The following is a 13,624-nucleotide window of genomic DNA, read 5'->3' as shown; positions in this document are numbered from 1 at the left end:
AGCAGCCAGACCAGAGTCCAGCAATCGGCTTTCGCTGCTTGTGTCGGGTTGGTAGAAAAAGCGGACGAATGTGCGCATTTTTTGCACGATTATCTTTGCTGCCATGTATTCAGCGGTGTTGAGGGCAGGGTTTAGATAGGTGCATGTCCCGTCGCTTAGAGGTACAATCACTCGCTATGACAGAACAAAAATCAAAAGTGCGATTTATCGAAATTGACGATGACATCGCCGGCCAACGTATCGACAATTTTCTGCGAAATCAGCTGAAAAATGTCCCAAAAAGTATGATTTATCGCGTTCTTCGTAAAGGAGAGGTGCGAGTTAACAAAAAACGAATAAAACCAGAATATAAGCTTCAAGCGGGCGATCTGATCCGCGTGCCGCCTATTCGGCTTCCTGAGCGCGATGAGCAAGTGGCGCCAAGTACAAAGCTAGACAAAGTGGCAGAGTTAGAAAACTGCATTCTTTATGAAGATGACCATCTTTTGGTGTTGAACAAGCCATCGGGTACAGCGGTGCACGGCGGAAGTGGGCTACAATTCGGTGCGATCGAAGCCATGCGTGCGTTGCGCCCTAACGCGCGTTTTTTAGAGTTGGTGCATCGTATTGACCGTGATACCTCTGGGATCTTGTTGATTGCGAAAAAACGCTCGGCATTGCGCCATCTCCAAGCACAATTTCGTGAAAAGACAGTGCGGAAAGATTACTACGCGCTCGTGATGGGGGAGTGGCCTGCGAAACAGCGTAAAGTCACGGCACCTCTATTAAAAAATGAAGTAAATAGCATTGTGCGTGTGAACCCCAATGGTAAGCCATCGGAAACCCGCTTTAAGGTGATCGAGCGTTTTGCGGAGGCAACACTGGTGCAGGCTAGCCCAGTGACGGGACGAACGCACCAGATTCGCGTGCATGCGCAGTACGTGGGTCATCCACTCGCGTGGGATGATCGTTATGGTGATCCGCGCTTTGATGCTTATACCAAACAAGTCGGCCTTAATCGACTCTTCCTGCATGCGGCGAAAATTCGCTTTGTGCATCCGGGCCGTGAAGAGACCATGGAGCTCGACGCGCCGATGGAAGCAAAGTTACAACGTGCGCTTGAGGGGTTGCGGAAGAAAACCGGTAAATAAGCGCAACCGGACGGCCCCTATCAGACAATTTCCGATAATAAGTAGTGGAATAGTGAGGCATGCATGAGTGAAAGCGGACAAGTGATAGTACGAGAGATGACGGCGATGAGTGAGGGTGAGCAATCACTCTCGGTGCATCCGTTACTTAGACCCTATTCGCTGCTTATCTTTGATTGGGATGGCACCGTCATGGACTCTATCGGACGGATTGTCTCGAGCTTAGAGGCCGCGGCTGCGCTCACCGGTCATCTACCCACGCTTGCGCCGGAACAACTCAAACAAATGATTGGGTTGAGTTTAGAGAAGGGCTATTCGTTGTTGTATCCAGACGCGGATCCTAAATGGTATCCGCACTGGACTGCACATTACCGTCAACAGTTTGTGCATGATAACCCAACCCAGTGCCAGCTTTATTCTGGGGTGAAGGCCACACTCAGAGCATTAAAGGCAAACGGATTCAAACTCGCCGTGGCCACCGGAAAATCACGTGCTGGGCTTGACCGAGCGTTAGCCGAAACAGGAACGGCTGACCTGTTTGAAGTGACACGCTGTGCCGATGAAACAGCCTCTAAGCCTGATCCGCAGATGATAAAAGAAATATTGACACAAACAGGTGTCGGCGCAGCGCAGGCGTTAATGGTGGGTGATACTCATCATGATATGCAACTGGCAGAGAATGCGATGGTCGACCGTCTTGGTGTGACATGGGGAGTGCACGACCGAAACACTTTGCAGGCTTACGCGCCGATTGCTGTGGTTGACTCGCTGAGTAGCCTTATCCTGTGAGTCACCGGTAAAACGGCGATCTTTCAGGCACCGTACTCCAGCTCACAGCCTATGAAGGGCTCCGGACCATGCGAGAGGCTTTACGGGGGCATGCGATGGCGCCTTAGACACTTATTTGGGCAAGGCGCCACTTTTCTGCAGGGTTAAATAACTGAGACGCCTTCTTTTTCGAGCATTTCGCGCAGGCGGATCAGTGGCAGTCCAATTAAGGTATTGGGGTCGCGGCCGTGCATGGCATTGAACAACGCGATGCCCAACCCTTCGCATTTGAAACTACCGGCGCAATCTAACGGCAATTCTTTATCGATATAACGTGTGATCTCGGCTTCGCTGAGATCACGAAAGTCGACATGAAAGGGCTCGACATCGGATTGATGGTGGCCGGTTTTACTGTTAATGACTGCAATGCCGGTATAAAAAGTGACTTGCTTGCCACTGGCTCGCAGCAATTGCTCAATGGCCTTTTCACGTGTGCCGGGTTTACCGAGCACCTCTTCATCAATCACACAGACTTGATCAGAGCCAATGATCAACGCGTCACCATACAAAGGCATACCCGCCATGGCTTTCTCTAATGCGAGACGTTCGACCAAGTCAGTCGGGCGCTCATTTTCTTGCCGGCTCTCATCAATAGCGGGTGAAAATGCGGTAAAGGGTAGGGCGAGTTTCTTAAATACCGCTTGTCGATAAGGGGAACTGGATGCCAACACGATTTTAGGTTGCATGACATGTCCTTTAATGTGTGTGAGTCTTTATGCGCACAAAAAGCTTGGTTTATCTTCATATTTCAGTCTAACCTGAAAGTCGTCAACGTGCGATGTGCATGATGCAGTATGGTCGGATCTCGGCCAGAACCAAGGCGTTGATGGGAAGACGGTGAGAGGAAAGCCTTCTTACTATTGCGATTCGTTGTGTCTTTTGCCAAGAAGACAACAAAGGGCCTGAGCACAGGCAACATTTTCTTTGACTCCAGCGCATTTGGAGGCTAATATTCGCGCCCTATGCAGAAGGTAAAGCTACCGCTGACGGTTGATCCATTCCGCAGTGCACAAAAGCGGCTTGACTACGATGGCATCGTAGATAAATCGCGTTTGGCGCGCCTCGGTGAGGCAGCCCAAAGCATTGATAGTGATGCTGAGGTCACGCTTTCTTTCGACATTGATGCCCAAGGGTTAAAAACCGTGTCTGGCCATGCGGCCGTCACAGTAAGCCTTGAGTGTCAGCGTTGTTGGGAATCGTTCTCCTATCGCTATGAAACTGAATTCGTTTATAGCCCGGTTTTCAATGAAGACCAGGTTGGCAACTTACCGGATGCTTATGAGCCGGCATTAGTCGACGAAAACGGTGAGATTGATCTGATTCAGCTCGTCGAAGACGAGTTGATTGTGGCCTTGCCACAGGTCGCCATGCACGAAGACACTGACTGCAAAGTGAGTGCTGACAACATGGTGTATGGGGAAATCCCACTTGCTGATGAGCGTCCAAATCCGTTTGCCGTACTAAAAAACTTAAAGCAAAGTAACGAGGAGTAGGGTCAATGGCCGTACAAAAGAACCGTAAAACCCGTTCTAAGCGTGGTATGCGTCGTTCACACGATGCACTGGGTACTCAAGCAGTATCAGTAGACAAATCTAGTGGTGAAACTCACCTGCGTCACAACGTGACTGCTGATGGTTTCTACCGTGGCCGCAAGGTTATCAACAAGTAAGGTTGAACCTTGACTGGGCTAACCATTGCACTTGATGCGATGGGCGGGGATTTCGGTCCCCAAGTGACAGTGCCTGCCTCCGTGCAGGCATTGTCTCGTTTTGCGGACCTAAATGTGATTTTAGTGGGCGACCAAGCACAAATTGTCGCGCAGCTCACTCGATGCGACGCACAAAATCACTCCCGACTTTCCATCGTTCATGCCCCAGACGTGATCCCTAACGACATGCGCCCGTCAACGGCGTTACGCCGTAGCACTGGCACATCCATGCGTATCGCGCTAGATAAAGTGGCGCATGGCGAGGCAGACGCTTGCGTCAGTGCCGGAAACACCGGCGCACTGATGGCACTTTCCAAACACCTTCTAAAATTGCTTCCCGGCGTCGACCGCCCCGCGCTGGTGACCGCGTTACCCGGCGCAAACCAACAACGTAAATGGTTGTTAGATCTCGGCGCGAATGTGTCTTGCGATGCAGATACACTGTTTCAGTTTGCGGTCATGGGCGCGGTGTTGGCCCAGGCAGAGCTCGGGCGTATGCCACGTATTGGCTTATTAAATATCGGTGAAGAAGAGATCAAGGGAAACGACTTGGTAAAGCGATGTGCCGATATGTTGCAATCTTGCCAAGCAGTGAACTACACCGGCTATATAGAAGGGGATCAAATATACACGGGCCAAACTGATGTCATTGTTTGCGATGGCTTTGTCGGTAATGTCGCGCTTAAAACCAGTGAAGGCGTCGCCAGCTTGGTGATTAACCAAGTAAAAACACATCTCAATCAGCATCCCATCAAGCGCTGGATCGCGAAATGGCTATTTTCTGATCTTTTTAATCAACTAAAACAGCTGAAACCCGACCAGTACAACGGCGCAAGTTTGCTAGGATTGCGCGGCATCGTTGTCAAAAGCCACGGACGCGCTGATATCGCCGCTTACGAAAATGCTATTTGTGAAGCGGTGCACGAGGTCGAACGGCAGATACCAACCAAGATAAGTGACCGTTTAGAGGCAGTTCTTCTCGAGAGGCATTAGTAGTCTTCATGTATAGTAAGATTTTGGGCACAGGCAGCTACTTGCCTGAACAGGTTCGCACCAATGCTGACCTTGAACAGATGGTAGAAACCAGTGATGAGTGGATTGTCACTCGCACCGGTATTAAAGAACGTCGTATTGCTGCGCCAACAGATACTGTTGCCTCAATGGCTTATCAAGCTGCTGTGCAAGCAATTGACATGGCTGCCATCGATAAACATGACATCGATCTGATTATTGTAGCGACCACCAGTGGTGAACGCGCTTTCCCAGCGGCGGCCTGTGATGTGCAAGCCATGCTAGGAATTCAAGGCTGCCCGGCGTTTGATATTGCCGCAGCCTGCTCTGGCTTTGTGTATGCGCTGAGTGTCGCTGACCAATACGTTAAAAATGGGCTAGCTAAAAATGCCTTAGTGGTGGGGTCTGATCGCCTTTCACACACCTGTGATCCTGATGATCGTTCAACCATCATCTTATTTGGTGATGGTGCTGGTGCCGTGGTGCTTTCTGCAGATGAAAATGATGGCATCTTGTCCACTCACCTCAAAGCCGACGGTAAATTTGGTGAGTTATTGAAACTTAAATACCCTGAGCGTGGTCAGTCCTTACCAGCCGATGAGGCTTGGCTGTACATGGCCGGCAATGAGGTATTTAAAGTCGCGGTGACCCAGTTGGCGAATATCGTTACCGAAACACTTGCCGCCAACCAACTCGAAAAATCAGACATTGATTGGTTGGTGCCGCATCAGGCCAATTACCGGATTATTAAAGCGACGGCGAAGAAGCTGTCGATGTCGATGGATCAAGTGGTATTGACGTTAGACCGCCACGGTAATACGTCGGCAGCATCCGTACCGACCGCACTCGATGAAGCTGTACGGGATGGGCGTATTCAACGCGGACAAACCGTGTTACTCGAAGCCTTTGGCGGTGGTTTTGCGTGGGGTTCCGCGCTGGTCAGGTTTTAAAATTAATAGGAAAACAGCTATGTCTGCTACTGCGATTATTTTTCCCGGTCAAGGTTCACAAGCCGTGGGTATGCTGAGTGAATTGGCCGACCAATATGGCGTTGTGCAACAAACGTTTGCCGAGGCGTCAGAAGTCCTAGGGTACGATTTGTGGGCGCTTGTGCAACAAGGGCCAGAAGCGGATTTAAATGAAACGCATCGCACACAGCCTGCGTTGCTGACCGCATCTGTCGCTATCTGGCGTGTATGGCAATCACAAGGCGGTGCAACACCGTCATTGCTTGCAGGCCATAGCTTGGGCGAGTACTCAGCCTTGGTTTGTGCAGGTGTATTGGACTTTAAAGAAGCCGTTAAGCTTGTCGAGCTGCGCGGTCAATTGATGCAAGAAGCCGTCCCTGCAGGTGTAGGGGCGATGTCAGCGATTATTGGCTTGGATAACGATGCGATTGCGGCAGCCTGTGAGCAAGCCGCGCAGGACCAAGTTGTTTCACCCGTTAACTTCAACTCGCCTGGCCAAGTTGTGATTGCAGGTAATAAAGAAGCGGTTGAGCGTGCCAATGTACTGTGTAAAGAAGCAGGTGCTAAGCGTGCACTGCCATTGCCGGTGTCTGTTCCATCGCATTGTGCGTTGATGAAGCCGGCAGCGGAGAAATTAGCGCAAGCGCTTGAGCAAGTGAGCTTTAATACCCCTGAAATCCCAGTGATCAATAATGCGGATGTAGAAACACCGACTGATCCAGCGGCGATCAAAGACGCTTTGGTACGTCAGTTATACGGCCCTGTTCGCTGGACAGAAACTGTAGAGCGTATGGCTGCAGAAGGCGTTGAGCAGTTGTTGGAGTTTGGCCCGGGCAAAGTGCTGACTGGGTTAACAAAACGCATCAATAAATCGCTAAGCAGTGCGGCGGTTAACGATAGCGCGAGCTTAGCGTCTGCCAACGCGTAAGCGTTGAGCTGGCAATAACATTCTGTGACTGCCGGCCGAGGTCGGCAGAATCAACTAAAAGGGTAACCGAATGAAACTAGACGGAAAAGTAGCGCTAGTGACTGGCGCGAGCCGAGGCATCGGCCGTGTAACGGCAGAGTTGCTTGCTGAGCGTGGTGCCACTGTGATTGGTACGGCAACCAGCGAAAAAGGTGCAGCAGCGATTAGCGACTATCTCGGTGAAAAGGGTAAAGGGTTGGCGTTGAATGTCACCTCACCGGAGTCGGTCGCTGAGGTGCTTGACACAATTAAAAAAGAATTCGGCGATGTTGACATTCTGGTTAACAACGCAGGCATCACGCGTGATAACCTATTGATGCGTATGAAAGACGACGAGTGGCAGGACATTATGGACACCAACTTGACGTCGATTTTCCGTTTATCTAAAGCGGTATTACGTGCGATGATGAAAAAACGCTGTGGCCGTATTATTAATATTGGCTCAGTGGTTGGTGTAATGGGTAATGCGGGTCAAGCAAACTATGCTGCAGCGAAAGCGGGTGTGATAGGCTTTACCAAATCCATGGCACGAGAAGTGGCTGCACGTGGGATCACCGTTAATACAGTCGCACCTGGTTTTATCGAAACCGATATGACCAAAGCACTGAACGATGATCAGCGTTCAGCAACACTGGCACAAGTGCCAGCTGGTCGTTTAGGCGACCCTCGAGAAATTGCTGCAACTGTTGCATTCTTAGCCTCTGACGATGCTGCCTATATCACAGGCGAAACATTGCACGTCAACGGCGGTATGTACATGATTTGATCTCTAACGTTGCAATCTCGAATGACACACGTCAAACTCCGATTGATTTGTCCCCAAATCGTGGTTTGACCAGCGGTGGGGGTCTTGCAACTTCCACATTAATGAATAAACTACAGCACATATCGCATCTGCGAATCTTGTAAGGACTAGTATTAATATGAGCAACATCGAAGAACGCGTAAAGAAAATCATCGTTGAGCAACTGGGTGTAGACGAAGCAGAAGTGAAAAACGAAGCTTCTTTCGTAGACGACCTAGGCGCGGACTCTCTGGATACCGTAGAGCTAGTAATGGCTCTAGAAGAGGAATTCGATACAGAGATTCCAGATGAAGAAGCCGAAAAGATTACTACTGTTCAAGCGGCTATCGACTACGTAGTTAGCGCTTCTGAGTAATCCCTGATTCCCACCAGGCGGTCTCCTTGACCGCCTGTGTTCTTTTTAAGCTATTCTAATTTCCAAACTTATATTCTCCGGAGAACATCATCGTGTCTAAGCGTCGTGTTGTTGTGACTGGCATGGGTATGCTATCACCCGTGGGTAACTCAGTTGAGTCGTCATGGAAGGCCCTGCTGGCTGGCCAAAGCGGTATTTCGGCTATCGAGCACTTCGATACCACCAACTTTGCCACTAAGTTTGCCGGCATGGTAAAAGACTTCAACTGTGAAGATTACATGTCGAAGAAAGATGCACGAAAAATGGACTTGTTCATCCAATACGGCATTGCTGCCAGTGTTCAAGCCATTCAAGACTCCGGACTAGCTGTAGATGACAACAATGCACACCGTATTGGTGTGGCAATTGGTTCTGGCATCGGTGGTCTTGGTCTGATTGAACAAAACCATCGTGCATTGGTGGAAAAAGGCCCACGTAAAATCAGCCCTTTCTTTGTTCCTTCTACCATTGTGAACATGATCGCCGGTCATGTTTCTATCAACTATGGCATGCGTGGCCCGAATATCTCGATTTCAACGGCTTGTACCACAGGTCTTCACAATATTGGTCATGCTGCTCGTATGATTGCGTACGGTGATGCCGACGCAATGGTTGCCGGTGGCGCAGAAAAAGCCTCCACAGAGCTCGGTATTGGCGGCTTTGCGGCGGCGAAAGCACTGTCAACCCGCAATGACGATCCTCAAGCGGCGTCGCGCCCTTGGGATAAAGATCGTGATGGGTTCGTGCTCGGTGACGGTGCCGGTATTATGGTGCTGGAAGAGTACGAACACGCCAAAGCGCGTGGCGCGAAAATTTACTGTGAACTGGTTGGCTTCGGCATGAGTGGCGATGCTTATCACATGACCTCACCGAGCGAAGACGGCTCGGGCGCTGCATTAGCGATGGAAGCGGCGATTCGTGATGCGGGTATTACGCCAGACCAAATCGGTTATGTGAATGCCCATGGTACATCGACGCCTGCGGGTGACGTGGCTGAAAGTAAAGCCGTTCGCCGTGCGATGGGTGACGCAGCAGACCGTGTTCTGGTGTCTTCGACCAAGTCGATGACAGGACACCTTCTTGGCGCAGCAGGCTCCGTTGAGTCGATCATCACTGCGATGTCATTGATTGACCAAGCGGTACCGCCAACGATTAACCTTGAAAATGTCGACGAAGGTTGCGATCTAGACTATGTTCCGCATGAAGCCCGTGACGTGAAAATGGATTACGCACTGTGTAACTCATTCGGCTTTGGTGGCACCAATGGGTCTTTGATCTTCAAGAAAATCTAATTGCACGCGTCTTGAGCGCAAAGTGATTAAAGATTTTGATATAGTAACGGTCCGATTTATCGGGCCGTTTTTATTTGTGGAGTGATGAGGCATCATGCAGTGGGTTAATGGACAACCGAGCGCAACAGTACCGATCAGCGATCGGGGACTGCAATTTGGTGATGGTTGTTTTACCACGGGCCAGAGTGTTCAAGGTGTGCTGCAGCAGGCTGATGCGCACTTCGAACGATTGATGGCGACCTGCCAACAGCTCGCGATTGATGGTGTCGATTGGTTACGGCTGCAGCAAACGGTCGCTCACGCTTGTGCGCAGTCAAACCAAGAGCAGGTGGTCAAAATCGTGATCACGCGAGGGCAAGGTGGGCGCGGCTACAGCCCCGCGGGGTGTCAGCAGCCAACTGATATCGTGACCCTTCATGCTTTTCCTCAGCATTACTATCAATGGCAGCAGCACGGGATTTCGTTGGCGACCACAGAAAGACAGTTGGGTGCCTCCCCATTGGCAGGCCTGAAACATCTGAATCGGTTGGAGCAAGTGTTACTCAAGCGCGAACTTGACCAACGCAATAAGCTATCTTCAGCCACCGTCGACGATCTGGTGGTGTGCGATCTGTTTGGCAACCTTGTCGAGACCACGGCATCGAATCTTTTTTGGCGTCAAGGCGTCGATGTGTATACGCCCGCTCTGCACTATGCCGGCGTGGATGGGCTGATGCGTCAGCGCGTTATTGCGTTGCTTGAGGACATCCCTGACTATCACTGTCACATGGTGCAACAAGGACCGGATGCGCTTTATCAAGCTGAGGAAGTCTTTATCACCAATACCCTAATGAAAGTGGTCCCTGTGAATCATATTGACCACATATCGTATTCTGATCATACGCTGGCAAGCGCATTACAGCAGAGGTTAAACGCGTGCTAAAAAAGCGAATATTCGGGCTGATCAGCCTACTCATGTGTCTGCTTGTCGCGCTGGCAGGCTGGACGCTTTGGCAGACAAAAGCCTATGTGGCCTCACCGTTAAATCTTGAGTCACCACAACTGGTGACAATTGAGAAAGGGGCGCATTATCATAAAGTTATCAATCAGTTTGAAGATAAAGGCTGGCTGACTGCGACAGTGTGGGCCAAGGTGGCGCCTCGGGTGTATCCTGAGTTGACACGGATTCAAGCGGGTACCTTTCAAATTCATCCGGGACAAAGCTTAAGTGAGGCATTCGCCACCTTGCGTGAGGGACAGCAATATCAAGATGCCATCACCTTTATCGAGGGAAGCACCTTCGCGCAGTGGCAGTCACAAATGGCATCCGCACCGCATCTCGAACAAACATTGACGGGGCTTGATGAAGCTGACATCGCCAAACAGTTAGGCGCTGAGTACACCAAGCTTGAGGGCTTGTTACTCCCCGAAACCTATGTCTACGATGTGGGGGATACGGATTTGTCTTTGTTGCGTCGCGCATACCGAGCGATGCAAGCGTCGCTCAATAAGGCATGGCAAAATCGGGCTGATGACCTGCCGATCGACTCGCCGTATGAGCTGTTAATTTTGGCCTCCATTATCGAGAAAGAAACCGCGATCGATGCCGAACGCACCAAAGTGGCTTCCGTCTTTGTCAATCGGCTGCGTCGGGGGATGCGTTTACAAACCGACCCGACGGTGATTTATGGCATGGGTGACAACTATGATGGCAATATTCGTAAACGAGATTTACGCACCCCGACGCCTTACAATACCTATGTGATAAAAGGGCTACCGCCAACGCCGATCGCCATGCCGGGTGTGGCATCACTGATGGCGGCGGCACAGCCTGCCACCACTCAATACTATTATTTTGTCGCGACAGGGAAAGGCGGCCATCAATTTTCTACCACGCTGGCCGAGCATAATCGAGCGGTGCGTGATTACCTAAAAGTGTTAAAGAGCCAATGAAGAACCATTTTATTGTTGTAGAAGGCCTCGAAGGGGCGGGTAAAAGCACGGCTATTGCAAAGGTGAAGCAGGTGCTACACCAACATGGCATCGATGACGTGATCACCACCCGTGAGCCTGGTGGCACTCCGCTGGCAGAGCAAATGCGTACCTTGGTTAAGCAAGGTCATCCGGATGAGCCTCTCACCGACAAAGCCGAGTTGTTACTTTTGTATGCGGCGCGCGTACAGCTGGTAGAGAACGTCATAAAGCCGGCTTTGGCGAATGGCCAATGGGTGATCGGCGATCGTCATGATATGTCCTCGCAAGCCTATCAAGGTGGTGGCCGCGGTATGGATGCAGCACTGATGCAAAGCCTTAAAGCCACGGTATTGGGCGACTTTTCGCCCTCGCTGACCTTGTATATGGATATTGAGCCTAGTCAGGGGCTAGCGCGTGCTCGCGGTCGTGGCGAATTGGATAGAATTGAAACCATGCAGCTCGACTTTTTTGAACGGACACGAGCACGTTATTTAGCACTTGCTAAGGCGGATCCGAGCGTGGTGACTATCGATGCGGGACAGTCGCTCGACACGGTTTCTCGCAGCATTGAACAGGCTCTAACCCAATGGCTAACGACACAAAACACGCCATGAGTGACGCAGTAACGCTATCTATCCCAGCACCTGAGGTGTTGCCCTGGTTTGCACCGATGTGGTCTCACTGGCAACACTTACTGACGCAACAACGCTTGCCGCATGCTCTTTTACTCGCGGCGCCAACCGGCAGTGGCCGTGGCGAGTTGGTGAGCTTGTTGGCAAAAACACGCTTATGCCAAACACAGACAGAGCAGCCTTGTGGGCACTGCCATAGTTGTCAGCTGTATGCAGCTGGTAATCACCCGGATGTACATTGGCTAAAGCCAGAAAAACCCGGCAAACAAATCAGTATTGACGCGGTGCGCCAAAGCCAACGCAAAGCCACTGAAACGTCTCAACTGGGTGGTGCACGATTCATTATTATCGAACCGGCTGAGATGCTCGGTGAAGCTGCCGCGAATGCACTGCTCAAAACCCTTGAGGAGCCACCCTCAGCTTGTCATTTTGTCTTGCTCAGTGACTCGCTAGACACCTTACTGGCGACCATCATCAGCCGTTGCAGCGTATGGAAAGCGCCCCAGCCGGAGATACAGGTTGCCAAGCAATGGGTCGAGCAAGCATTGCAGCGAGATGTGCCTTATCATGCGGTTGCGCTATATCGTGGCGCACCATTGGCGGCAAAAGAATTTGTAGCCTCAGGGGGATTGGATCATCACCATGCGGTTGTGACTCAGTTAGCGGACTACTTGGTCACGCGCTCGGGCCTATTTGACACGCTTGAGCAGTTGGTTTCACACTATCCCGCTTCATTGGACTGGGCCAGCTACTTTTTGCTTGATGTGATGAAGTGGCGTCAAGGGGCGACCAACGCGCTCATTCATCACCATCACCAACCCGTGGTAGTAAAAGTGGCTGAGGCGCTACAAACCCATCAATTACACAGTCAGCTGCGTGCGCTGCATCATATGCAACGGCAACTGACCAAGCATTCAGGACTAAACACTGAGCTTGTGATTAGCCAGTGGTTATTAACGATTGGAGAATAACGTGTTAATAGACTCTCATTGCCATCTCGACAAACTGGATTATGACGCACTACACCAGAATGTCGCCGATGTATTAGATAAAGCGAAGGCAAGAGGTGTCGATTACTTTCTCTCGGTGGGGGTGACGCTAGATAGCTTCCCCGCGATGTTGGAGATGATTCGTCCTTACCCCGAAGTCTTTGCCTCATGTGGTGTTCACCCACTCGATATTGAAAACGGGTTCGATTATGACCGTTTAAAGGCCCTTGCCGCTGATGATCGTGTGGTGGCTATTGGCGAGACAGGGTTAGATTACCATTACCAGCCAGAGTTGGCCGAACAGCAACAAGAGATTTTCCGCCAGCACGTGCGTTTAGCGGTAGAGCTAAATAAACCACTGATTATTCATACCCGCGCGGCACGTGAAGATACACTGACGATTTTACGTGAGGAAGGGGCTGAACGTGTGGGTGGCGTGCTACACTGTTTTACAGAGAGTTACGAGATGGCCGAGGCGGCTATTGAGCTAGGCTTTTATATTTCTATCTCAGGTATCGTGACCTTCAATAAGGCGACCGAGCTTAAAGAGGTGGTACGTCGTTTACCGCTAGAGCGCTTGTTGGTAGAAACTGACTCGCCTTATTTGGCGCCGGTGCCTTATCGCGGTAAGCAAAACCAGCCTGCTTATGTGCGGGAAGTTGCCGAGTATATCGCGTTGCTCAAAGGAGAAACGGTTGAGACGGTTTGTGAGGTCACAAGCCATAACTTTTTTGCGCTTTTTAGCGGCGCGAAAACTAATTAATTCAAATAGCCCGGCGAAAATGCCGGGCTTTTTCTTCTTTTGCCATTTCATTGGATATCGGGCGGGTAAAATAAAATCATTTCACGCCTTATGATGCATGTAGCTCGCCTGATGACATGCAGATACGGCTGTTATTTTTTGGTCAAAATTGCGTCATATTGGCGTCAAAGTGACCATACTGACAATG

The 13,624-nt window shown here is 50.7% G+C and carries 16 protein-coding genes; 15 read left to right on the top strand and 1 reads right to left on the bottom strand.

Annotated elements, in window-relative coordinates; translation table 11 throughout:
- Nucleotides 1–176: 176 nt before the first annotated feature.
- Together rluC and BZG82_RS09795 are read left to right on the top strand one after the other, a co-directional pair.
- On the top strand, nt 177–1,130 hold the full coding sequence (gene rluC, locus BZG82_RS09800; RefSeq protein WP_077765747.1) for a 23S rRNA pseudouridine(955/2504/2580) synthase RluC: 954 nt from the start codon (nt 177–179) through the stop codon (nt 1,128–1,130).
- Nucleotides 1,131–1,193: 63 nt separating this feature from the next.
- A complete protein-coding gene (locus BZG82_RS09795; RefSeq protein WP_241837364.1) occupies nt 1,194–1,916 on the top strand; it encodes an HAD family hydrolase in 723 nt (240 codons plus the stop codon).
- A 143-nt stretch (nt 1,917–2,059) separates the two neighbouring features.
- Here BZG82_RS09795 and BZG82_RS09790 read toward each other — a convergent pair whose 3' ends face one another.
- Nucleotides 2,060–2,641, bottom strand: coding sequence for a Maf family protein (locus BZG82_RS09790; RefSeq protein ID WP_077456001.1), 582 nt, complete (start codon nt 2,639–2,641; stop codon nt 2,060–2,062).
- A 276-nt stretch (nt 2,642–2,917) separates the two neighbouring features.
- Here BZG82_RS09790 and yceD point away from each other — a divergent pair, with 276 nt between their 5' ends.
- From yceD to BZG82_RS09725, 13 genes are all read left to right on the top strand, one after another.
- Nucleotides 2,918–3,448, top strand: a complete 531-nt coding sequence (gene yceD, locus BZG82_RS09785; protein WP_069589094.1) for a 23S rRNA accumulation protein YceD — start codon at nt 2,918–2,920, stop codon at nt 3,446–3,448.
- A 5-nt stretch (nt 3,449–3,453) separates the two neighbouring features.
- On the top strand, nt 3,454–3,624 hold the full coding sequence (rpmF, locus tag BZG82_RS09780) for a 50S ribosomal protein L32 (RefSeq protein ID WP_069589095.1): 171 nt from the start codon (nt 3,454–3,456) through the stop codon (nt 3,622–3,624).
- Nucleotides 3,625–3,633: 9 nt separating this feature from the next.
- Nucleotides 3,634–4,656, top strand: a complete 1,023-nt coding sequence (gene plsX, locus BZG82_RS09775; RefSeq protein ID WP_077456000.1) for a phosphate acyltransferase PlsX — start codon at nt 3,634–3,636, stop codon at nt 4,654–4,656.
- 8 nt (nt 4,657–4,664) lie between these two features.
- Entirely contained in the window at nt 4,665–5,624 is a 960-nt protein-coding gene (locus BZG82_RS09770) for a beta-ketoacyl-ACP synthase III (RefSeq protein WP_069589098.1), read from the top strand.
- A 19-nt stretch (nt 5,625–5,643) separates the two neighbouring features.
- On the top strand, nt 5,644–6,570 hold the full coding sequence (gene fabD / locus BZG82_RS09765; RefSeq protein ID WP_077765732.1) for an ACP S-malonyltransferase: 927 nt from the start codon (nt 5,644–5,646) through the stop codon (nt 6,568–6,570).
- Nucleotides 6,571–6,640: 70 nt separating this feature from the next.
- Nucleotides 6,641–7,375: a 3-oxoacyl-ACP reductase FabG gene (gene fabG, locus BZG82_RS09760; RefSeq protein WP_077765731.1), complete on the top strand. Its 735-nt coding sequence runs from the start codon at nt 6,641–6,643 to the stop codon at nt 7,373–7,375.
- Between the two features lie 157 nt (nt 7,376–7,532).
- The gene (acpP, locus tag BZG82_RS09755) at nt 7,533–7,769 is read left to right on the top strand and encodes an acyl carrier protein (RefSeq protein WP_002541727.1); all 237 of its coding nucleotides are present in this window, start codon (nt 7,533–7,535) and stop codon (nt 7,767–7,769) included.
- A 92-nt stretch (nt 7,770–7,861) separates the two neighbouring features.
- Nucleotides 7,862–9,100 (top strand): beta-ketoacyl-ACP synthase II, encoded by a 1,239-nt coding sequence (fabF, locus tag BZG82_RS09750; RefSeq protein ID WP_069589102.1) that lies wholly within the window; start codon nt 7,862–7,864, stop codon nt 9,098–9,100.
- Nucleotides 9,101–9,194: 94 nt separating this feature from the next.
- A complete protein-coding gene (gene pabC, locus BZG82_RS09745) occupies nt 9,195–10,022 on the top strand; it encodes an aminodeoxychorismate lyase (protein ID WP_077479230.1) in 828 nt (275 codons plus the stop codon).
- The gene (gene mltG / locus BZG82_RS09740) at nt 10,016–11,032 is read left to right on the top strand and encodes an endolytic transglycosylase MltG (RefSeq protein WP_077662113.1); all 1,017 of its coding nucleotides are present in this window, start codon (nt 10,016–10,018) and stop codon (nt 11,030–11,032) included. The genes pabC and mltG overlap by 7 nt, the downstream gene beginning before the upstream one ends.
- A complete protein-coding gene (gene tmk / locus BZG82_RS09735; protein ID WP_069589106.1) occupies nt 11,029–11,667 on the top strand; it encodes a dTMP kinase in 639 nt (212 codons plus the stop codon). The genes mltG and tmk overlap by 4 nt, the downstream gene beginning before the upstream one ends.
- Entirely contained in the window at nt 11,640–12,656 is a 1,017-nt protein-coding gene (gene holB / locus BZG82_RS09730) for a DNA polymerase III subunit delta' (RefSeq protein ID WP_241825784.1), read from the top strand. Before tmk ends, holB begins: the two co-directional genes overlap by 28 nt.
- Before the next feature lies 1 nt (nt 12,657).
- The gene (locus BZG82_RS09725; protein ID WP_077662112.1) at nt 12,658–13,437 is read left to right on the top strand and encodes a TatD family hydrolase; all 780 of its coding nucleotides are present in this window, start codon (nt 12,658–12,660) and stop codon (nt 13,435–13,437) included.
- Nucleotides 13,438–13,624 lie beyond the last annotated feature (187 nt).

It is taken from the genome of Salinivibrio sp. PR5 (genome assembly GCF_001996085.1).
In the GTDB taxonomy this organism is placed as follows: domain Bacteria; phylum Pseudomonadota; class Gammaproteobacteria; order Enterobacterales; family Vibrionaceae; genus Salinivibrio; species Salinivibrio proteolyticus.
Note: the sequence above shows the minus strand (reverse complement) of the source record. Positions and strands in the feature narration are given on the sequence as shown.

Bases quoted from the DNA above. Each gene is read 5' to 3' on its own strand.
- rluC (WP_077765747.1), top strand. From the start codon at position 177: ATGACAGAACAAAAATCAAAAGTGCGATTTATCGAAATTGACGATGAC.
- BZG82_RS09795 (WP_241837364.1), top strand. From the start codon at position 1,194: ATGAGTGAAAGCGGACAAGTGATAGTACGAGAGATGACGGCGATGAGT.
- BZG82_RS09790 (WP_077456001.1), bottom strand. From the start codon at position 2,641: ATGCAACCTAAAATCGTGTTGGCATCCAGTTCCCCTTATCGACAAGCG.
- yceD (WP_069589094.1), top strand. From the start codon at position 2,918: ATGCAGAAGGTAAAGCTACCGCTGACGGTTGATCCATTCCGCAGTGCA.
- rpmF (WP_069589095.1), top strand. From the start codon at position 3,454: ATGGCCGTACAAAAGAACCGTAAAACCCGTTCTAAGCGTGGTATGCGT.
- BZG82_RS09770 (WP_069589098.1), top strand. From the start codon at position 4,665: ATGTATAGTAAGATTTTGGGCACAGGCAGCTACTTGCCTGAACAGGTT.
- fabD (WP_077765732.1), top strand. From the start codon at position 5,644: ATGTCTGCTACTGCGATTATTTTTCCCGGTCAAGGTTCACAAGCCGTG.
- fabG (WP_077765731.1), top strand. From the start codon at position 6,641: ATGAAACTAGACGGAAAAGTAGCGCTAGTGACTGGCGCGAGCCGAGGC.
- acpP (WP_002541727.1), top strand. From the start codon at position 7,533: ATGAGCAACATCGAAGAACGCGTAAAGAAAATCATCGTTGAGCAACTG.
- pabC (WP_077479230.1), top strand. From the start codon at position 9,195: ATGCAGTGGGTTAATGGACAACCGAGCGCAACAGTACCGATCAGCGAT.
- tmk (WP_069589106.1), top strand. From the start codon at position 11,029: ATGAAGAACCATTTTATTGTTGTAGAAGGCCTCGAAGGGGCGGGTAAA.
- holB (WP_241825784.1), top strand. From the start codon at position 11,640: ATGGCTAACGACACAAAACACGCCATGAGTGACGCAGTAACGCTATCT.